Source organism: Streptomyces montanus (assembly GCF_005786655.1).
GTDB lineage: Bacteria > Actinomycetota > Actinomycetes > Streptomycetales > Streptomycetaceae > Streptomyces > Streptomyces sporangiiformans.
In genome coordinates this window covers 187,459-206,445 of sequence record NZ_VBZC01000004.1, presented here as the reverse complement: position 1 = coordinate 206,445, position 18,987 = coordinate 187,459, and the positions used below count along the sequence as shown (strand labels likewise).

The 18,987-nt window shown below is 70.5% G+C and carries 19 protein-coding genes; 11 read left to right on the top strand and 8 right to left on the bottom strand.

What is annotated here, in order from left to right; genetic code table 11:
• Positions 1 to 201 precede the first annotated feature (201 nt).
• The 3 genes from FE633_RS48080 to FE633_RS04895 form a co-directional block, all read right to left on the bottom strand.
• On the bottom strand, positions 202 to 1,059 hold the full coding sequence (locus tag FE633_RS48080) for a hypothetical protein (RefSeq protein WP_246113415.1): 858 nt from the start codon (positions 1,057 to 1,059) through the stop codon (positions 202 to 204).
• Between the two features lie 46 nt (positions 1,060 to 1,105).
• On the bottom strand, positions 1,106 to 1,786 hold the full coding sequence (locus FE633_RS04900) for a response regulator transcription factor (RefSeq protein WP_246113425.1): 681 nt from the start codon (positions 1,784 to 1,786) through the stop codon (positions 1,106 to 1,108).
• Between the two features lie 347 nt (positions 1,787 to 2,133).
• Positions 2,134 to 2,892 carry an AfsR/SARP family transcriptional regulator gene (locus tag FE633_RS04895; RefSeq protein ID WP_138043813.1) on the bottom strand — a complete coding sequence of 253 codons (759 nt, stop codon included), beginning with the start codon at positions 2,890 to 2,892 and terminating at the stop codon, positions 2,134 to 2,136.
• 285 nt (positions 2,893 to 3,177) lie between these two features.
• On the opposite strand from FE633_RS04895, the gene FE633_RS04890 reads away from it, so the two are divergent.
• The 11 genes from FE633_RS04890 to FE633_RS04840 all read left to right on the top strand — a co-directional run bounded on the left by FE633_RS04890 (position 3,178) and on the right by FE633_RS04840 (position 14,378).
• Entirely contained in the window at positions 3,178 to 4,029 is an 852-nt protein-coding gene (locus FE633_RS04890; RefSeq protein ID WP_138043812.1) for an AfsR/SARP family transcriptional regulator, read from the top strand.
• Positions 4,030 to 4,244: 215 nt separating this feature from the next.
• Positions 4,245 to 5,366 carry an SMP-30/gluconolactonase/LRE family protein gene (locus FE633_RS04885; protein WP_246113414.1) on the top strand — a complete coding sequence of 374 codons (1,122 nt, stop codon included), beginning with the start codon at positions 4,245 to 4,247 and terminating at the stop codon, positions 5,364 to 5,366.
• Positions 5,363 to 6,805 carry an MFS transporter gene (locus FE633_RS04880; protein WP_138043811.1) on the top strand — a complete coding sequence of 481 codons (1,443 nt, stop codon included), beginning with the start codon at positions 5,363 to 5,365 and terminating at the stop codon, positions 6,803 to 6,805. The genes FE633_RS04885 and FE633_RS04880 overlap by 4 nt, the downstream gene beginning before the upstream one ends.
• 59 nt (positions 6,806 to 6,864) lie before the next feature.
• The gene (locus FE633_RS04875; protein ID WP_138043810.1) at positions 6,865 to 7,905 is read left to right on the top strand and encodes an AfsA-related hotdog domain-containing protein; all 1,041 of its coding nucleotides are present in this window, start codon (positions 6,865 to 6,867) and stop codon (positions 7,903 to 7,905) included.
• Positions 7,902 to 8,558: an HAD family hydrolase gene (locus FE633_RS04870; protein WP_138043809.1), complete on the top strand. Its 657-nt coding sequence runs from the start codon at positions 7,902 to 7,904 to the stop codon at positions 8,556 to 8,558. Before FE633_RS04875 ends, FE633_RS04870 begins: the two co-directional genes overlap by 4 nt.
• 16 nt (positions 8,559 to 8,574) lie before the next feature.
• A complete protein-coding gene (locus tag FE633_RS04865; RefSeq protein WP_138043808.1) occupies positions 8,575 to 9,279 on the top strand; it encodes an SDR family oxidoreductase in 705 nt (234 codons plus the stop codon).
• 145 nt (positions 9,280 to 9,424) lie between these two features.
• Positions 9,425 to 9,856, top strand: a complete 432-nt coding sequence (locus tag FE633_RS04860; RefSeq protein ID WP_138043807.1) for an ester cyclase — start codon at positions 9,425 to 9,427, stop codon at positions 9,854 to 9,856.
• Positions 9,857 to 9,940: 84 nt separating this feature from the next.
• Positions 9,941 to 10,210 (top strand): acyl carrier protein, encoded by a 270-nt coding sequence (locus FE633_RS04855; protein ID WP_138043806.1) that lies wholly within the window; start codon positions 9,941 to 9,943, stop codon positions 10,208 to 10,210.
• A complete protein-coding gene (locus FE633_RS04850; RefSeq protein WP_171059801.1) occupies positions 10,203 to 11,426 on the top strand; it encodes a beta-ketoacyl-[acyl-carrier-protein] synthase family protein in 1,224 nt (407 codons plus the stop codon). The genes FE633_RS04855 and FE633_RS04850 overlap by 8 nt, the downstream gene beginning before the upstream one ends.
• A complete protein-coding gene (locus FE633_RS04845) occupies positions 11,423 to 12,634 on the top strand; it encodes a beta-ketoacyl synthase N-terminal-like domain-containing protein (RefSeq protein ID WP_171059800.1) in 1,212 nt (403 codons plus the stop codon). Before FE633_RS04850 ends, FE633_RS04845 begins: the two co-directional genes overlap by 4 nt.
• Before the next feature lie 67 nt (positions 12,635 to 12,701).
• Positions 12,702 to 14,378 carry a phytoene desaturase family protein gene (locus FE633_RS04840; RefSeq protein ID WP_171059799.1) on the top strand — a complete coding sequence of 559 codons (1,677 nt, stop codon included), beginning with the start codon at positions 12,702 to 12,704 and terminating at the stop codon, positions 14,376 to 14,378.
• Positions 14,379 to 14,459: 81 nt separating this feature from the next.
• Here FE633_RS04840 and FE633_RS04835 read toward each other — a convergent pair whose 3' ends face one another.
• The 5 genes from FE633_RS04835 to FE633_RS04815 all read right to left on the bottom strand — a co-directional run bounded on the left by FE633_RS04835 (position 14,460) and on the right by FE633_RS04815 (position 18,972).
• A complete protein-coding gene (locus FE633_RS04835) occupies positions 14,460 to 15,137 on the bottom strand; it encodes a response regulator (RefSeq protein ID WP_138043804.1) in 678 nt (225 codons plus the stop codon).
• Positions 15,118 to 16,221 carry a sensor histidine kinase gene (locus FE633_RS04830; protein WP_138043803.1) on the bottom strand — a complete coding sequence of 368 codons (1,104 nt, stop codon included), beginning with the start codon at positions 16,219 to 16,221 and terminating at the stop codon, positions 15,118 to 15,120. Before FE633_RS04830 ends, FE633_RS04835 begins: the two co-directional genes overlap by 20 nt.
• A gap of 418 nt (positions 16,222 to 16,639) precedes the next feature.
• Positions 16,640 to 17,506 (bottom strand): NAD-dependent epimerase/dehydratase family protein, encoded by an 867-nt coding sequence (locus FE633_RS04825; protein ID WP_138043802.1) that lies wholly within the window; start codon positions 17,504 to 17,506, stop codon positions 16,640 to 16,642.
• A gap of 69 nt (positions 17,507 to 17,575) precedes the next feature.
• Complete coding sequence (locus FE633_RS04820; RefSeq protein ID WP_246113413.1) at positions 17,576 to 18,049, bottom strand: DUF1772 domain-containing protein; 474 nt, start codon at positions 18,047 to 18,049, stop codon at positions 17,576 to 17,578.
• Positions 18,046 to 18,972, bottom strand: coding sequence for an ester cyclase (locus FE633_RS04815; RefSeq protein WP_138043801.1), 927 nt, complete (start codon positions 18,970 to 18,972; stop codon positions 18,046 to 18,048). The genes FE633_RS04820 and FE633_RS04815 overlap by 4 nt, the downstream gene beginning before the upstream one ends.
• Positions 18,973 to 18,987: the final 15 nt, after the last annotated feature.

The following is an 18,987-nucleotide window of genomic DNA, read 5'->3' as shown; positions in this document are numbered from 1 at the left end:
CTTGCATGCAATGTTCTTCGGTGGCGGTCGGCCGTTCAAGACCAGATATTTCAGCTTTTCGTCATGAATCGGCAGCTGAATCACAGATCCGTCTTAGATATGCAGCGTGTGCAGTGTGTGCAGCGTGTGCAGTGTGCGGGCACCCCGGATACGCGAACGGGGCGGACGCCGTGTGAGCGTCCGCCCCGTTCGCGCGGGGTGTCAGACCTGCCGGGCGAGCCGGCGGCTGAAGCAGACCTGCACGTCGTCGGCCGAGTAGTAGGTGCGCCCCTGGCGCCGGTACCGGCGCCACTGCTGCTCCTTGGCGAGCCGGTAGACACTGCCGATCGGCGTGCCCCACAACCGCGAGACGTCCGCCGCGGTCAGCCCGGCGCCGACCGCCGGGCCGTTCGCCGCACCGGACGCCGCACCGGTCTTGGCGCGGCGCAGCAGCCAGTCACGGCCGGACCAGCTGTGGCCGGGCTGCGCGGTGCACTGGACGGTCGCTTCCGACAGTGATCCGCGTGGTGCGATCACCGCGCCGAGTTCGCCTTCGCAGCCGGGTTCCGCGCAGGCACCGAGAGCCATGCGTGACACGGGCTCGCCGCCGGCCGCCGCGCGGGCGGAGCGCACCAGACAAGCCACTTCCCGTGTCACGTCGCCGATCGCCGGATGGGCCGCGAGCCAGCCGGCGTTGCGTACCAGGAACGCGGCCAGGGGCTCCACCGCACGCCGGGGCGCGGGCAGGCCGCGCTCGCCGGCCACGAGACCGCTCCAGGACCCGAGGATCGCGACGATGTCCGCGCGTACGTCGGCGGCGGCCAGGTTCAGCGGAATCCCCGGGGCGGCACGGCTGCCGCTGATCCTCTCGCGCATGCCCGGCAGCGCCGCGCCGCCGAGCACCCGCTCGCACTCCTCGTACAGTCGCGGGAGCATCGCGAGGCCGGCGACCAGGCGTTCGTGGCACGGGGCGCAGAGCCTGAGCCCCGCTCCGCCGACGGGGCGCCGGGCACCGCCGGAGGTGACACTCGACCGGCAGCCTGCTCCCTCGCACAGAGCGGAGGGCACTGTCCCGTTCATCCGTTCCTCCGTGAACATGGCCCTCCCGGGGCTCCTCCGGGCCGGCTCAGGCACGGCCGAGCCGGAAGCCGACACCACGGATGGTGATGATCCAGTCGCCGGCCCCGAGCTTGCCGCGCAGGCTGCTCACATGGGTGTCGACGGTCCTGCGGGACCAGGAGTTGCCCCAGACCTGCTGGATGAGCTGGTGGCGCGGGACGATGGCGTCCGGGTTGCTCGCCAGCAGATACAGGAGGTCGAACTCCTTGGGCGTCACCTCGATGCGCCGCCCCTCCAGGCTGACTTCGCGCCGCGCCGCGTCGATGCGCAGCGGTCCGCGCGAGATGGCGCGCGGCGCGGGCGGCTTGGGCCGTGCCCGGCGCATGACGGCTTCGGTGCGCGCCACGAGTTCGCGGAAGCCGTACGGCTTGGGCAGGTAGTGGTCGGCGCCCGCCTGGAGGCCGAGCACACAGTCGAGTTCGGAACTCCTCGCGGTAACGGCGATGATCGGGACGGCACAGGCCGACCGGATCTTCCGGCAGACCTCCAGCCCGTCCATGTCGGGCAGTTCGAGGTCGAGGATCACCAGGTCGGCACTGCCGTACGCCTGGAGCGCGGCCGCTCCGGTCTGTACGACGTCCACGGTGTGCCCGTGCCGCCGAAGCCCCAGGGCCAGGGACTGCGCCTCGGCGCGATCGCTGTCGGCGATCAGAACGGACCAGGCCGCCGGGGTGTTCGGTCTCCGCATCCCCTCGGCGACCGGGATTATCCGTGGATCCACCGTAGTGAATGAATCCGGATCAGAAGGTTCCACAACATTGGGCAGGTGCCGACTCATCATTCCCCCACTCATGCGGACCGCTCCCAGAGCCTCGACAACGGGGCTCCGCATTGCGGGGCAACTTTAGAAACCGGCAAGCCGGTTTGTCAAAGGGTATAGACCGCGTCGCGCAGACTCTGATGACGTCCACCTACCGGCGCTCGCCTGCGTCGACGCCGCGTGGATCCCTCATCCACCCTGCCTAACCCTCGACAACAAACCAGGGTCCTGGTTTTGTATGCACTGACTTGGTGTCGACTTGTGCGTCAGCCGAGTCAGTCCATGTCCTCCGCCGCGGCACGTATCAGCCGCTGGATCGAGGGCAACGGGTCAAGGCCCAGCTCATCCATGAGCGTCCGTTTCAGCGTCCGGTAGGCCGTGAGCGCCTCGGTGCGACGGCCGCAGTGGAACAGCGCGGTGATGAGCCGGCCGTGGAAGCTTTCGTGCAGGGGGTGTTGGTGGACCAGGGCCCGCAACTCCACGACGGCCGCGCGGTGACGGCCCGAGCGGATCATGACCTCGACGTTCATCTCCTGTGCCTGGAGGTACAGCTCCTCCAGACGCATCCTGAGGCCCGCGAGCACGGGGCCCACCTTGAGGTTGGACACCAGCGGTCCGCGCCGCATCGTCAGGGCCTGCTTCAGAAGACCCCCGGCGCGCTCGACGCGGCCCTGCCTCAACTCCGCGTCCGCCTGCCTGACCAGGCTCTCCATGCCGCTCACGTCGATGGCCCGCTCGTCGATTCGCAGGACGTAACCGGACGCCTGGGTGGTGAGCACGGGCCGTTCGAGGCCGTCGGCCGGCAACGCGCGCAACTGCCTGCGGACATGGTGCACATAGGTCTGGGCCGTCGCGAGCGCGCTGCGCGGCGGGTCCCGCTGCCACAGCTCCCGGATCAGCGTGTCGGAACCGACGACCGAGCCGGGCTGCGTCGCGAACAGAGCGAGCGTCTGGGCTGCCTTGGGCGGCCCCGGTTCGTGGGAGAAGCCGTCGTCCGTAACGATTTCGAAGGGTCCGAGAAGGCTGAAGCGCACCGTGCACGCTCCTTTCCGAGAGCAAGGATCAATGGCCCACGGGGCAATGGGAGTGTCACAGGGCCAGGAATTCCGCGCCGGGCGCTGTCGGAATGCGCGCGGCCGTACGGTCGGCCGAGAAGGGCCTCGGGGGGAGATGACACCTGGCCGTGGGCAGCATAGCCGCGGCGCTCCCGCCACCAGGCCCGGGCACGTGGTGGACCCGCCGATTGCCTCCAAGGAAACAGTCCCGGTGCACCGTAGGACGTCTACGTCTTCCCCCGCGACTCTCCTAGATTCATTCCCATGCCGAACGCGATCACTTCCATCAGCAGGCACCGGCCAGAAATATCCGACTCCTCGATCGCCACCGCCTCCGCCCGACCGGAGGACGTTCCGGAATTCCGTATTCTCGGTTCTCTAGAGGTGCACCACGGCGCCGCCGTACACCGGCCTCGTGGCCCGAAAGTGCGCAAGATGCTGGCACTCCTCATCGTGCGTGCCAACGACGTCGTGCCCATGGAGCAGCTCATCGACGAGCTGTGGGAGGGCGACCCGCCCGCCACCGCCATGAACACGGTGCGCACGCACGTCTACCACCTGCGCCAGGAGCTCGCGCAGTGGCTGGGTCCGCAGGCGGCACAGAACCTGCTGATCACGGGACCGGCCGGCTACTCGCTCAGTGTGGGCGAGGGGCAGACCGACGTCGCCGCCTTCCAGCGGATCTGTGCGCGGGGAAGTCAGGAACTGCGCGCCGGACAGCCCGAGGCGGCCTACGAGAGCTTCGGCGCCGCCCTTCGGCTGTGGCGCGGCCCCGCGCTGGCCGATGTACGCCAAGGCCAGGTGCTCGCCGCGTACTCCCGGGAGATCGAGGAACTCCAGCTCCACGCGCAGGAGAAGCGGATAGAGGCGGCCATCCTGCTGGGCTACCACCGCGAAGTCCTGCCCCAGCTGCGGAATCTGGTGGCCATCCACCCGTACAACGAGTGGCTGCACGCCCGGTTGATCGACGCCCTGCACCAGTCCGGCCGGCGGGGCGACGCCCTGCGCGCGTTCCAGGACGTACGCACCGTCCTGGCGCACGAGCTCGGACTGGAGCCGTCGGAAGACCTCAGGCGAGTGCAGCAGTGCGTGCTGGTGGGCAGCCGGGCGTCCTGACCCGCCGCGGTTCTGTCCGCGACCCTGTCCGCAGTCCCGTCCACGGTCCCGTCCGCAGTCCCGTGTGGTCGCCCTGACCGATCGCCCAAGTTCCCTGTTCCGTACGCCCGTAGCTCTCCTCGGCATGCCCGAAAGGGCTGAGCAGCGGGCCGACCGACCGCCCTTCTCCCCCGGCTTCGCCCCTCCGTCGTCTTCCCTCCGACCGAAGGAACATCGTGTCCCGCGCTCTGTCATTCGCGGCCGCCACCTGCGCTGCCGTCCTCGCGACGCTCGCACCGGTCAGCCTCCAGCAGTCCTCCGCCGCGGCCGAACCGGCCCACCCGGTCGCCGGGCACACCGCGGCCCACCGGGCCGCGGACGTCATCACCGGCCATGCCACCGAGCTGTACCCGGAGGGCGTCGCCTGGGACCCGACCCGCCGCGCGTTCCTGGTCGGCTCGGCCTCCCAGGGCAACCTCTCCGTGATCGGCCAGGACGGCAGCGTCAAGGAGCTGGCCCCGAGCATCGGCAAGGTGTCCACCCTCGGCATCCGGGTGGACGTCGCGCGCAACCGCATCCTGGTCGCCTACAGCGACTTCTGGGTCCGCCAGCGCCTGGACGTCGGCGATCAGCCGCCGACCTCGGGCGTCGCCGTCTTCGCCCTGGACACCGGAGAGTTGCAACGCCGCATCGACGTCGCCGGCGGACGGGAGCGCACCTTCGCCAACGACCTGACCGTCGACCGGCGCGGGAACATCTACGTCACGGACTCGGTGTACGACACGGTGCAGCGCATCGGGCTCGACGGCAAGGTCTCGCCGGTGGCCACCGACCCCCGCTTCGCCGCCGACATCGTCGGTCTGAACGGCATCGTCTGGCACCCGGACGGCTATCTGCTCGCCGTCCGCTACGACACCGGCGCCATGTTCCGCATCACCCCGGGCGCACCGGCCGACCGCCGGGTGCGGGAGGTGCGGCTGCCCAAGCCGCTGGTCGGCACGGACGGTCTCGGCCTGCGCGCCGACGGCTCCCTCATCGTCGTCACCAACTCGATCGGCGCCGCCGTCGGCGTGCCGGGCGGCGTGGACGCAGTGACGGCCCTGGACTCCGACGACGGCTGGCGCAGCGCCGAGTTCACCACCCGGGTCGACCCCTGGCCCACCAACGGCCCCACCACCGTCGCGGTGACCCCGTTCGGCGACTACGCGCTCAGCGGTCAGGTCGGCGAACTCCTGGCCGGCCGTGTCTCCGACCTGATCACCCTGCGCCGTATCCCCACCGCGGCCGCACCCTCCGGCTCACCCACCAACTCCCCCTCCACCCCCACAAGTCCCACAAGCGAGGAGAACGACCGATGATGGCAACCAAGAAACCCGCGCCCGTATGGGCGCTGATCGCGACCTCGTTACCGATGTTCATGGTGTCGCTCGACAACCTGATCGTCACCAACGCGCTGCCCGAGATCGCCCAGGAGTTCAACGTCCGGCAGTCCGAACTGCAGTGGGTGATGAACGGCTACGTGCTGGCCTTCGCCGGTCTGCTGCTGGCCGGTGCGGCGCTGGGTGACCGCTTCGGCCGCCTTCGGGTGTTCCTCACCGGCGTCACGCTCTTCACCGTCTCCTCCATCGCCTGTGCGATGGCCGATTCGGTCACCACGCTGGTCGTCGCCCGGGTGTTCCAGGGCGCGGGCGCCGCCGCGATCCTGCCCGTCTCCCTCACCCTGGCCGTCGCCGCCGTCTCCCGGGAGCAGCGCAACGCGGCCGTCGGCGTGTGGGGAGGCGTCAACGGCCTCGGTATCGCGGTCGGACCGCTCGCCGGCGGTCTGGTGACCGAGCAGATCGACTGGAACTGGATCTTCTGGATCAACGTCCCGGTCGGCGTGCTCGCGCTGCCGCTCGCGCTGTGGGCGGTCAGGGAGAGCAGGGGCGACAACCGGAGCCTGAACGTGGTCAGCATGCTCCTCGTGACCGGATCGGTCGTGACGGCCGTCTGGGGCATCGTCGAGGCCGCCGACCACGGCTGGGGCCAGCCGAGGACACTGACCGGCCTGGCCGTCGCGGCCGTCCTCGCGGTGGCGTTCATCGTCTCCGAGCGCAGCAGCACGAGCCCGCTCATCCCGCTGCACATGTACCGCGTGCCGGCCTTCGTGCTGAGCAACGTGGTGTCGATCACGATGTACTTCGGAGTCTTCGGGTCGATCTTCTTCCTGACCCAGTTCCTGCAAGGCCCCATGGGTTACTCGCCGTTCGAGGCCGGACTGCGCACCCTCCCGTGGACCGTCGCCCCGATGATCGTGGTGCCCATCGCCAGCCAGCTCGTGGACCGCATCGGCGGTGGCGTGCTGCAGGCCGCGGGCTGCGCCCTGCAGGCAGCCGGGCTCGGCTGGATCGCCTTCGTCGTCACGCCCGACGTCGGGTACGGCGCCCTGGTGCCCGCGCTCGCCCTGGCCGGTATCGGCATGGGACTCGTCTTCGCGGCCAACCCCGCCACGGTGATCTCCGCCGTACGGGAGAGCGAGCACAACAAGGCGTCCGGCGCGAACAACACCAGCCGCGAGTTCGGCGGTGCGCTGGGTGTCGCCGCGCTCACCGCCGTGTTCAGCCGGCAGTTCGCGGGTCACTCCCCCGGCGACGTGGCGGAGACCTTCACCGACAGTCTGCGTTCGGCCCTGTGGATCGGCACGGCCGTGGTGGTGCTCGGCGCGCTGAGCGCCCTCTTCATCAAGCGCTCCGCCGCCGCCCAGGACGAGTCCCTCGCCACCGAGCGGACCCAGCGGATGTCGGTCACGGCCGGCTGACCGCTGCCCGCCGTCAGGAAATCAACAGGTCACTTCGGAAAAGTGGTTCGGAGAAAACTATGACCACGCAAACGGCCGAGAAATCCGCCGTCCCGGAGATCCGGGACATCGACTACGGGCGCACGGTCGAGCGTTCCCTCGCTCACCGTTCCGCGATTTCCGAGGTCTTCGTGACCGATGTGCGGACGCTGAGGCCCATGGCGGTGACGGCCGGAATTCATCTTCCGCTGACCCACCTCTACTACAGCGACCACACGCAGCGGCCGAAACTGCACGACCCGCTGCTTTTCCTGGAGGCGGGACGGCAGGTCTCGATCGTGGGTTCCCACGTCCACGTAGGAATCCCGATCGAAACCGTCGCCATCGTGAACACCTTCCAGTTCGCGATGCGGAATCTGCACGCCCTGGAGATCGGCGCGGACTTCGGTCCGCCGCGCATCGACACCGATTTCTTCGGCGCACCGGCCCGGCACAGCCGCAGATTCCGCAAGGGCCGGCTCGTCCAGCGGATCTTCATGGGGGACGTGCACGTCGGCGACCACTCCATGGATGTGCTGTTCCTCAAGAAGCACGAGAACGAGATCCTGCGCCACGCCCAGCGCGGTACGCCCGCGCCGCTCAGCTCCGAGTTCGGCGAGCACGCCGGGCTGCCCGCCACCGGCCGGGTCGACCCCGAACTGGTGGGCCGGGACAACCCGTTGAACGTGGTGCTCGCCGAGCCGGTGGTCACCGACGAGTCGGTCACGGCGCTGGTCGTACCGCGGTTCGACAACCCCGCGCTGTTCGACCACGCCTACGACCATCTGCCGGCCATGACGCTGGTCGAGGCGGCCCGCCAGGCGGCGGTGTTCTCCGCCGGCGCCGCGGGCCGTCCGGCCGGCCGACCACCCCTGCCGATGTACGCCGCCGGGTACGAGGCGGAGTTCTACCGCTTCGCCGAGCTGGACGTTCCGCTGACCGTGACCGCCGACCGGGTGGCGCCGGGCGCGGCGCGCCACACGATACGCCTGCGGTTCCGCCAGGGCCCGGAGGAGATCGCCGCGCTGACGGTCACCGTCGTCGACACATCCCGCATGCCGGACCGTGAGGAATCACCATGACCGACACCGCACGCTCCCGACTGGCGATCTGGTCGGACTTCGGAGGCGTACTGACCCCTCCGCTGAGCCACACCATGCAGAGGTTCTGCGCTGCCATGGGCGTCGACCAGGCCGTCCTGGGGCGGGCCCTGGCCACGGTCACCGCCCGGTACGGCACCGAGGACATCATGGAGCCGATCGACACCCCGCTGGTCACCGAGGAGGAGTGGCTCCGCGAGATCGGGGACGTCCTGGAGGCGGAACACGGCGTCACACTCCGCCTCACCACGATGGCGGACGCCTGGTTCGACGGCCGGGAGACCAACCACGACTGGGTGGCGCAGCTGCGCAAGGCGCGCGACCGAGGAGCGTTCGTCGGGATGCTCTCCAACATGGTGCCCGCCTGGGACGGGCACTGGCGGCGCATGATCGAGCCCGCCGGGCTCTTCGACGATGTCCTGCTCTCCTTCGAGGTGGGTCACCGCAAGCCGTCCCCCGGCATGTTCGAACTCGCCGCACGGCGCGCGGGCGTACCCGCCGAGCGCTGTGTCCTCGTGGACGACCTCCCGCACAACTGCGCGGGCGCCGAGGCCGCCGGATGGCGCTCGGTGCTCTTCACCGACGCCGAGACCGCCGGCGCCCGGCTCGAATCCCTGTGGGACAGCGCCGCATGAGCAAGAGGAGAGGCACATGACTCGCTCCGTACTGGTCACCGGAGGAAACCGGGGCATCGGACTGGCCACGGCGCGAGCCCTGGCCGACGAGGGCAACAAGGTCGCCATCACCTACCGCAACGGGGAGCCGCCCCCCGGTTTCTTCGCCGTACGGTGCGACGTGACCAGCGCCGACGACATCAGGGCGGCGGTCGAGGAAGTCACCATCCAGCAGGGCCCCGTCGAGGTGCTGGTCTCCAACGCGGGCATCACCCGCGACCAGTTGCTGATCGGCATGCCCGAGGACGACTTCCGGGCTGTGATGGAGACCAACTTCCAGGCCGCCGTCACCGTGACCCGGGAGGTCATCCCCGCGATGATCAAGGCGCGTTGGGGCCGGCTGATCTACATGTCGTCGATGAGCGGCATGGCCGGCGCCCCCGGCCAGACCAACTACGCCTCGTCCAAGGCGGCGTTGATCGGGTTCGCCCGCTCGCTCGCCATCGAGGTGGGCCGGCGCAACATCACCGTCAACGTCGTCTCCCCCGGCCTGATCGAGACCGACATGGTCCAGGACATCACCGACGCTCGCCGGGAGCAGGCACTGGCGCGAACCGCGCTGGCCCGCCCCGGCACCGCCGAGGAGGTCGCCGCGGCCGTCCGGTTCCTGGCCGGCGAAGACTCCTCGTACGTGACCGCGGGAGTCATCCCGGTCACCGGAGGCCTGGGCGCCGGGCACTGAGCCCGGCACCGGACGCCACAACCGTCCAGACCTCACGACCATCCAGACCTCACGACCATCCGGACCCAACAGCCGTCCGGACCCCACTGAACCCGGAGAGCCGGCAACCCGCCGCTGTCCACTCGTCACCACCAGGAGATATGAGATGAGCAAGGAAGCACTCGACCTCGCCATGGAGATGGGCAAGGTCTTCAACGACCTCGACGAAGAGGCCGCGCGCAAGTACATCGGCGCCGAGTTCGTCGACCACGAGGCGCCCCCCGGCACCCCGGGCGGCCCGCTCGGCTACCTCGGTACCGCCCGCTGGGTGCACAGCGCCTTCGAGGGCGCCACGTGGGAGCACCTGGACAGCTTCGCCGAGGGAGACCGCGCCGTGCTGCGGCTGCGCTTCACCGGCAAGCACGTCGGTGACTTCCTCGGCATCGAGGCCACCCAGCGCGACGTGGACGTCGAGCAGACGCACATCTACCGCATCGAGAACGGCCTGGTCGTCGAGCACTGGGGCTACCGACAGGACCTGCTGATGCTGTCGCAGCTCGGCGTCATCGCCCTCAAGCCGCCGGCCCGGCCCGCGTAACTCCCTTCGCCGATCCGATCAGCAGCCCCATCGCAAACCCATGTCGCGAACCCGCGTCGCAGAACACCCACGAGAGGACACGTCATGACCGCACAGACCGTCGAGCTGAGCACCGACCTGCGGGCACAGGTCGTCGACATCGTCAACGAGGAACTGGAGCTGGAGGACGGTGAGCTGACCGAGGACGAACACTTCATCGACGACTACGAGAGCGACTCCCTCACCCTCATCACGGTGGTCTCCCGCATAGAGAAGGAACTCGGCTTCGTCATACCCAAGGAGGATCTGGAGTCCCTGGTCACGCTGCGCGCACTCCTCACGGCCGTCGAGACGTGCGCGGCGCGGAATGTCTGAGTCGCCCCTGCGCCGGGTCGTCATCACGGGACTCGGAGCGGTCAGCCCGGTCGGCATCGGCGTGGAAGTCTTCGCCGACGCCGTCCGGGCGGGCCGGGTCGGCATCGCGCCGGTCCGCAGCTTCGACGCGACCCCGTTCCCCAGCCGCAAGGCCGCCGAGATCGACGACTTCGAGCCGACGGACATCCTGCGCCACCTCGCCCCGGACCAGTGGGGGCGCAGCGCACTGCTCGCGGCCGCCGCCTCCCGACTGGCCGTCCAGGACTCCGGCCTCGATCCCGACGCGCTCGCCGCGGCGCGGTCCGGCTCGATCATGGGCACCACCAGCGGGGAGTCCGCCGTGGGCCAGAGCCTGGGCGGCCAGTGGGTCGCCCAGGGGCTCAAGGGCCTCGATCCCCGCCTCGTCGGGCAGATGCCGGCCGGACAGATCGCGGGCGCGGTCAACGCCGAACTCGGCCTGTCCGGCGACGCCCAGACCATCCCCACCGCCTGCTCGGCCAGCAACTACGCGCTGGGGTACGCCTTCGACATGGTGCGCTCGGGCGAGGCCGACTTCATGCTGGCCGGCGGCGCCGACGCGGTGAACCGGCTGACCCACGCCGGGTTCTACGCCCTGGGCGCCATGGCCAAGGACCTGCCGCAGCCCTTCGACGCCAACCGCTCGGGCATCATCACCGGTGAGGGCGGCGCCGCGCTGCTCCTCGAACCGCTGGACCACGCGCTGGCCCGCGGCGCCCGGATCTACGCCGAGGTGCTCGGGTACGCCGCCAACTGCGACGCCTCGCACATGGTCCACCCGGACGCCACGAGCATCGCGGAGTGCATCGAGGCGGCCCACCGCAACGCCGGGGTCGCTCCGGAGCAGATCGACTACATCTGCGCGCACGGCACCGGCACACCGACCAACGACTCGACCGAGGTGCAGGCGGTCCGCCAGGTGTTCGGCGACCGGCTGCCGCCCATCAGCTCCATCAAGTCCATGCTCGGCCACACCATGGGCGCGGCCAGCGGGTTCGGCGCGATCGCCTGCTGCAAGGCGCTGGAGCTCGGCTTCCTGCCGCCCACGGCGAACCTCGTCGAGACCGACCCCGAACTGGGCCCCGGCGTGGACTGCGTCCCCGGCCGAGGACGGGACGCGCAGCCCCGGATCGTGCAGAACCACGGCTTCGCCTTCGGCGGCAACAACGTCATCACCATCCTCGGGAGGTACACGTGACCACGGCCGCACCCGTCAAGCCGCTGACCGTCGTCAGCGCCGGAGTGGTCTCCGGCGCCGGCTACGGGCTGGCCCCGCTGGCCCGGCTGCTGGACGGGAACACCGTGCCGGACCGGGCCGGAGCGCCCGGCGAGGAGAGGGGGTCCGACGCCGCGGCGGGCCTGGACACCGCTGGCCCGGACACCGCAGGCCCGGACACCGCGGGCCTGGACACGGCGGACTACCCGCCTCGGCCGGTCCGCCCGGTCCCCGGTTTCCGGCTCGCCGACCATCTGGGCCGCAAGGGCATCAAGTACCTGGACCGGCTCACCGGCCTCAGCCTGGTCGCCTGCAAGCAGGCACTGGAGGCGGCCGGACCCGGCCTCGGCGGCCCAGAGCTGAGCAGGACCGGTGTGGTGCTGGCCACCAACACCGGCAGCATCGCCGGCTACACCGACCTGCTGTACGAGACGCTCACCCTGGACAAGCCGTATCTCATCCACCCGGGCAAGTTCTCCAACAGCGTGATGAACTGCAGCGCCGGTCAGATGGCCATCCGGCACGGGCTGAGGGGCCTGAACGCCACGGTCGCCGGCGGCCGCAGCGCCAGCCTCTACGCCTTCCGGCACGCCCGGATGACGATGGCGGTGGGGTCTGCCGACCGGCTCCTCGTGGGCGGCAGCGAGGAGTTGAGCGCTCCCGTGGCCTGGGCCTGGCACCACGCCGGGACACTGCGCGAGCAGGCAGCGGTCGGTGAGGGCTGTGCCGTCTTCGTCGTCGCGGCGAACCCGTCCGCCGAGGACCGGGAGTCGGCGCTCGCGGAGCTGCTCGCCTGCGAGGTCGGCTACCACAACCGCGCCGGGAGCGCCGGCCGGGCCCCGGGCCACGGCGGGCTGACCAACGGCCTGGCCGCGGCCATCACACGGGCCCTCGACCGCAGCGGCGTACGGCCCGAGGACGTGGACACCGTGTCCCTGGGCGCCACCCACCACACCGGTCTCGAACGGATCGAGGAGCGCGCCGTCCGGCTCGCCCTGGGCCGGGAACCGGAACGCGTCCGGGTCACCGAGGTGCTCGGCGAGACCTACAGCGCCGGCGGGGCCATGCAACTCGCGGCCCTGCTCGCCCGCTGGCAGGGCGCGCCCGGCGGGACACCCCGGATCGGCCTGGTCACCTCGGTGGGCCATGACGGCAACGCGGGCGCGCTGGTCGTGCGCGGTCCGAACTGAGCGCGCACCACACCGGCTGCGCGGACCACACGGACTACGCGGACTAGGGAAGGGACGGTTGACCCGCATGGTGAGACAGGATGAGTTCGACGCCATCGTCGTCGGAAGCGGCATGGGCGGGCTGGTGTGCGCGGCCTATCTGGCGGCCGGCGGACGCCGGGTGCTCGTACTGGAGCAGCATGACGTGGCGGGCGGCAACAGCCATGTCTTCCGCCGCCGCCGGGCCTACGAGTTCGATGTGGGCGTCCACTACCTGGGGGACTGCGGGCCCGACGGGGTACTGCCCGCGATCTTCGCCGGGCTCGGCCTCGAAGGGCGGGTCACCTACCGGGAGATGGACCAGGACGGGTTCGACCGTATCGCCCTGCCCGGCCTCACGGTGGACGTCCCGCAGGGATGGCAGGGCTACACGAAGCGGCTGATGGAGGCGCTGCCCGGGGACGCCGCCGGCATCCTGATGTTCACCGACATCTGCGCCGCCGTCGCGGACGAGACGCGGGAACTGATGCTGTCGGACGGCGACCTGTCCGTGGCCGATCTCATGGCCCGCACCCCGGTCACGGCCCGCTGGGGACGCAGCACGGTGACGGAGCTGTTCGACCACTGCTCCCTCTCGCCGCGGGCCAGGACCGTGCTGGCCGCCCAGTCCCCCAACTACGGCATGGGCCCGCGCGACGCCGTCGTCTCCCAGCACGCCGCCGTCACCGACCACTACCTGCGGGGCGCCTACTACCCGCGGGGCGGTGGCCAGGTACTGGCCGCCTCACTGGTGGAGGCGCTGGAGGCGTACGGGGGTGAACTGCGCACCAGGAGCCGGGTCGGGCGCATCCTCGTCGAGGGCGGCAGGGTGACCGGGGTGGGGCTGGCCGACGGCACCGTCCTCAAGGCGCCCCTCGTGGTGTCCAACGCCGACTACACGAGGACCGTACGGGACCTCGTGGGCGAGGAGCACTTCGGCCGCCGGCTGGTGGCCCGGACCCGGCAGGCGGAGATGGCGCTGCCCTTCGCCACGCTCTACATCGCGCTCGACACGGAACTGCCCGCCCGCCCGAACGCCAATCTGTGGTGGTACCGCGACGGTGACATCGAGGCCGCGTACCGCCGGCTGGCCGAGGAGCGCATCGACCCGGTGCCGTTCCTCTTCGTCTCCTTCGCCTCCCTGAAGGAGCCCGGCGCCCGGCATGTCTGCCCGCCGGGTCACAGCAACTTCCAGGTGATGACGCTCTGTCCGCCCGGGTACGAGTACTGGGGTGTGCGCGAGGGCCCGGCGGCCGGTGAGCGCTACCGGCGCAACCAGGCCTACCAGGAGCGCAAGGCCTATCTGACCGAGGCGATGCTGAGCGCCGCGGAGGAGGCGCTGGGGCCCTTCCGCGACCACATCGTCCATCTGGAGACGGCGACGCCCATCACCCATGAGCGCTACACGCTCGCCACCGGTGGCACGCCCTACGGGCTGGCCCGCTGGGGCGGCGTGGGCAACCGACCCGACACTCGGAGCACGATCGAGGGCCTGCACATGGTGGGTGCCAGCACCCGCTACGGCAGCGGCATCACGGGCGCCGCCGTCGGCGGTATGGCCTGCGCGGCGCAGATCATGGACCGTCGGCTGCTGTCGGAGGTCCATCGGGGCGCACGCCTGGGCGCCCCGGAGCTGCTCCCGCCGCGGGCGACGGACTGGGACCCGCTGGCCGTCTCCCGGGGAGCGGGACGGCGTACCGCCCGCGGACTGGCTCGGATCGGCTGATCCGGACCGGGCTGCCCCGGACCGGGCTGCCCCGGATCGGCCGACCCGCCGGCTGACCCGGCCCTCCCCCGGTACGGGTGGTCAGCGGCCGTCGGCGAGGTGGGGCCGGCGGACGATCAGATGGGCGTCGATCGCCTTGTTGACCGCGTCCACCCGGGACACCGCCTCCAACTTCTCGAAGATATTGCGCAGATGCCGCTTGACCGTGCCCTCCGCGACCCCGAGCCGGTTGGCGATCTGACGGTTGCTCATGGCGTGCGCCACGAGCGTCAGCACCTCGCGCTCGCGCGGTGAGAGCCCGGCGGGCGCGGGCGCGAAAGCGTTCTGCCGGCCCTCCTGCTGGGGCACCGCGATGATGGTGTGCGCGTCCGCGCTGCGGGTGTTGCGGATGGCCGCCAACAGGGTCTCGTGGCGGGTGCTCTTGTGCAGATAACTCTTGGCGCCACGACGCAGCAACTCCTGGATGAGCTGCGGGTCGCCGTGCATGCTGAGGATCAGGATCTTCAGATCGGGCAGAGCCCGGCTCAACTCCGCGACCACGGTGGGCGCGTGACTGTCCGGCATCTCCACGTCGAGCAGCAGCACCTCCGCGTCATGCCGACGGGCCAGTTCCTTGATACGCGCCGGCTCGTCGGTCTGCGCGACCACCGTCAGGTCGCCCTCCGCGTTCAGCAGCTCGCACAGGGCGTTGCGCAGCAGGGAATGGTCGTCGACCGCGATGATCCGGATGGGGTCCGTCTCAGAGGCGGGCTGCGTCACGGTCGCCTCCGGCCAGGGGAAGGTTGAGGGTGACCAGCGTGCCGCGATCGGGTCCGCTCATGACTGTCACGGTGCCGCCGAACAGTTCGGCGCGCTCGTACAGGGACCGCAGTCCGTTGCCCATGCGCTCACGGGGGTCGAAGCCGACGCCGTCGTCCTTGACCCGGGCGACCAGTTGGCCGTCCTCCACGCCCACGCCGACGGTCACCGTGAAGGCGTGCGCGTGGTTGATCGTGTTGCGCAGGCACTCGCGCAGCATGACGAAGAGCGAGTCCCCCATGGTCACGGTCAGGCAGTCCACGTCGTCGTGGATGTCGAAGTGCACGACGGGGTGCGTGACGTTCGCGGCGACGAGGAAGGCGACGAGTGAGGCTTTCAGGCCGCGGGAGGTGTCGGTGTCGACGCGCAGCCCGGTCACGAGCTCCCGGGTGCTGATGACCGTCTCGACGAGGGTGTTCTTGAGGTTCTCGAGCCTCTCCTCCTGCGTCTGCTCGTCCTCGCCGCGCCGGCGCATGACGTCGAAGAGTTCGAGCTGCCGCAGGGCGAGGCTCGCGGAGTTGCCGATGTGGTCGTGGATCTGGCGCGACATGTCCCGCTGGTTCTGCCGGACGCTCTCCAGCTGTACGGCCGGCTTCTCCAGGCTGCGGTGGACGGCGGTGTGCAGATCGGTCAGGACCTGGGCGAGCCGCCAGCTGTCCGCGCGTCCCTGGAAGAGCTGGCACAGCGTCTTGGTGGTCACCTGGAAGAGGATCCGGGCCGCGTGGATGCACTGGATGGCCGCGTGGTCCCGCTCGTCCGCGGTGGCGTAGTCCGGCTGTGCGTCGAGGATGGAGACACCACCGGCCGGCAGCCGCCCGTAGCGCAGGGAGAACGCGCACTCCGAGAGGATCTCGCGGGCGTAGCGGCCGCTGTCGTGCCAGCGCTGGGAGTCGAGGCCGAACGGGCTGCGCTCCGCGAGGAGTCGTTGCCGGTAAACGTCGATCAGTTCGGACTGACGGGCGACGAATAAGGACGCCAGGTCGGGGTCATGGTTCCTTTTAGGCGTCTTGGGCGTCTGCCTGCTTTTGATATGGGGCGAGCTCACCGTCTGCCATTCCCCCCTGTAGTAGCAGCCTGGTGCCTCAATATATAGGTCCAGGCCTGCAGGGAAGATCTTACGAAGTGTGGGGAAAATCGCCTCGCGGATCCGTCCGCGTCCCGGATCGGCCGGCCGTCGATACGGGACGCGCGGCCGCGGAGAACCGGAAGCCGACCCTCCGTCCCGTTGCGGACGCGTGGGAGGGCGCGGGGCGGAGGGTGCGCCCGCGGACCGGCCGGCCGCCGGCACTCGCCGCGGGCACCGGAACGGAAGCACGCGGAGCCTCGCGCCCGATCACGGGACCGAACCGGGCAGCGCGGCAACGTCCCTGCACAGGACGGTCGTTCGGCGGACGTCGGCCCGCTTCCGCGCGCGGCGGAAGGCCGCCGCTTCCGAGGAAACGGCGGCCTTCGTCCGGAGTTGCTCAGATGCCCTTGGCCAGGTCCTCCAGCGGCTCCCGGTGCTGCGGGATCCAGCCCAGCTCGTCCTGCGCGCGGGTGGTCGCGAACTGCTGGTCCAGGAACAGCGCTTCCGCCAACGGGCCCAGCTTCTGGCCGAGTTCTTCGATCGACACCGAGCGAATCTGGCCGGAAATGCCCGCGGCGTGGCTGAGAGCCTCCGCCACCTCACGCGTCCGCACACTCTCACCCGGAACACCCAGGTACTGGCTGCCGGCCGGCGCCTTCAGCGCGCGGGCGTAGAGCGCGGCGATGTCGTCGACGTGCACGAGCGACCAGTGGGTGGAGCCGTCGCCCAGGTAGCCGATCGCGCCGGCCTGGACGCCCTCGCCGAGGAAGAACCCGGGAAGTCCGCCGGACCGCCCGTAGACGAGTCCGGGGCGGACGATGACCGGGTGCTTGCCCTGCGCGCGGGTGGCCAGCAACTGCTCCTCGAGCGGCACCCGCCAGGCGGTGATCATGGGGGGCGCGAACGGGGCGTCCTCGGTGACCGCGCCGTCGGTGTTGCCGTACGTCCAGCTGCCGCCCGTGTGGATGTAGGGGTTGCCGCCGACACCGTCGAGCAGGGCGTTCGCGGCGATCCTGTCCACCTCGCCGGAACGCTCGTCGCCGGTCAGCGCCAGGTGCACCACGGCGTCGGCGGCGGCGGCCGCCGCGCGCAGCGTGTCCGCGTCGGTCAGCTCGCCGAGTACCGGCCGCGCGCCGAGCTGCTCGACCGTCTCGGCCGACTTCTCGGACCGCACGAGCGCGGTCACCGAGTCGCCCTGGTCGGCCAGTACGCGCAGCAGGGAGCGGCCGATGTATCCCGACCCTCCGGTGACAAATACCTTCATGGGATTTCCCTCTCGATTGGGGGTGTTGCCGTGGGGAGACCCGCGGCAGTCGACGGGGCCCGGCTCGGGTCAGCCGAAGGCCACGCCGCTGAACAGGGCGCACAGCGCCAGTCCTTGGAGCACGACGCGCACATTGATCACGCTGTCCCAGGTCAGTTGCAGCTGACGGGCCCCTTGCGCCGTGGTGCCGGCCACGGCGGCGGCGGTCAGCCGCTTGTTCACCGGGGCGCTGACGCGCCCGTAGATGACCAGCCAGACGATCAGCAGGACGAGGGCCACCGCCCCCGAGGCGACGGCGGTGGTGCTGCCCGCGAACACGGCCGCGACGGTGGTGAGCGCGGTGGCGACGACACCGGCCACGCCCGGCACCGGCAGCCGCTTGTCGCCGTACAAATGGATGAATCCCATGGCGCTGCTGAGGACTTGGTCGTCGACGCGGGCCATGGCCGGCCGCTGGACCACCGCGGAGAACACGTCGGTGCCGTAGATCACCGCGACGGCCAGCAGGGCGACGCCGGTCAGGATTTCGTGGAGCACGTTCACTGGGCGGTGTCCTTACGCGTGAGCTTCGGCGGGGCGCTCCAGGAGTGGCCCGGCGCGCGGTCGGCGGCGGCGTCGACCTGCTGCCAGGGATCGGTCCCGTGGATGTCGTCGGCCTGCTCGCGCAGCCACTGGTCGAAGGGGTTCTCCGCGGCCGCCCAGAGCTGGGCGACCCGGGCGGGGTCCCTGGCCTCGAAGTAGACGGCGACCTGCGCGCCGTCGCTGCCGGGGACGACGGTGAAGACCTCGTGGCTGATGCCGAGGCGGCGGCGGGACGCCTCGTACTCGCGCAGCCGCGGACCCGACAGTTCGCTGATGAGCCGGTGCCAGGCGTCGGCCCTGCCCGCCCGCAGCGGCACCAGACGCACCACCGGGGTGTCGCCCTTGCGGGCCGTGCGGCGCCCCTTGGCCGGGGCGAACATCCGCATCCCGAGCTGGGCGAACATGTTGGACGCCACGCCGACCGCCCAGCGCTCCGCGATCAGCCCGTCCTGCAGGCGCCAGATGACGATTCCGGTGGACTCGATGGTGCGGCCGGTCGGCGCCATGCCCAGGAGTTCACCGAGGTGGGTTCCGTGCCAGGTGTTGTGGATGACCACATGGTCGCCGTGGGCACTCATGTCCTCGATGACGACCTTGAGGTCGGGGAAGGCCGTACGCAGCCCCGCGATGGTGTACTTGACGCCCTCGGCGCCCTCGGGGGCGCCCGGGAGTCCCTCGTGGTCGATGATGTCCGGCCGGTAGATCTCGTCCACGACCGAGAAATCGCCCTGGTTGACGAACTCGTCGAAGACGCGGCGGATGGTCGCCTTGTTCTTCTCTGTATTGCTCTTCTCCGTGCTGCTCTTCTCCGTGCTGCTGGCTTCCGCGTTGCTCGTTTCCGCGTTGTTCTTTTCCGTGCTCTGCTTCGTGGACACGGTCACCATGACGGTCCCTCCTTC

Coding starts and splice junctions, on each gene's coding strand:
- FE633_RS48080 (WP_246113415.1), bottom strand. CDS start 1,059: ATGAACGGGACAGTGCCCTCCGCTCTGTGCGAGGGAGCAGGCTGCCGG.
- FE633_RS04900 (WP_246113425.1), bottom strand. CDS start 1,786: ATGCGGAGACCGAACACCCCGGCGGCCTGGTCCGTTCTGATCGCCGAC.
- FE633_RS04890 (WP_138043812.1), top strand. CDS start 3,178: ATGCCGAACGCGATCACTTCCATCAGCAGGCACCGGCCAGAAATATCC.
- FE633_RS04880 (WP_138043811.1), top strand. CDS start 5,363: ATGATGGCAACCAAGAAACCCGCGCCCGTATGGGCGCTGATCGCGACC.
- FE633_RS04875 (WP_138043810.1), top strand. CDS start 6,865: ATGACCACGCAAACGGCCGAGAAATCCGCCGTCCCGGAGATCCGGGAC.
- FE633_RS04870 (WP_138043809.1), top strand. CDS start 7,902: ATGACCGACACCGCACGCTCCCGACTGGCGATCTGGTCGGACTTCGGA.
- FE633_RS04865 (WP_138043808.1), top strand. CDS start 8,575: ATGACTCGCTCCGTACTGGTCACCGGAGGAAACCGGGGCATCGGACTG.
- FE633_RS04860 (WP_138043807.1), top strand. CDS start 9,425: ATGAGCAAGGAAGCACTCGACCTCGCCATGGAGATGGGCAAGGTCTTC.
- FE633_RS04855 (WP_138043806.1), top strand. CDS start 9,941: ATGACCGCACAGACCGTCGAGCTGAGCACCGACCTGCGGGCACAGGTC.
- FE633_RS04850 (WP_171059801.1), top strand. CDS start 10,203: ATGTCTGAGTCGCCCCTGCGCCGGGTCGTCATCACGGGACTCGGAGCG.
- FE633_RS04840 (WP_171059799.1), top strand. CDS start 12,702: ATGGTGAGACAGGATGAGTTCGACGCCATCGTCGTCGGAAGCGGCATG.
- FE633_RS04825 (WP_138043802.1), bottom strand. CDS start 17,506: ATGAAGGTATTTGTCACCGGAGGGTCGGGATACATCGGCCGCTCCCTG.
- FE633_RS04815 (WP_138043801.1), bottom strand. CDS start 18,972: ATGGTGACCGTGTCCACGAAGCAGAGCACGGAAAAGAACAACGCGGAA.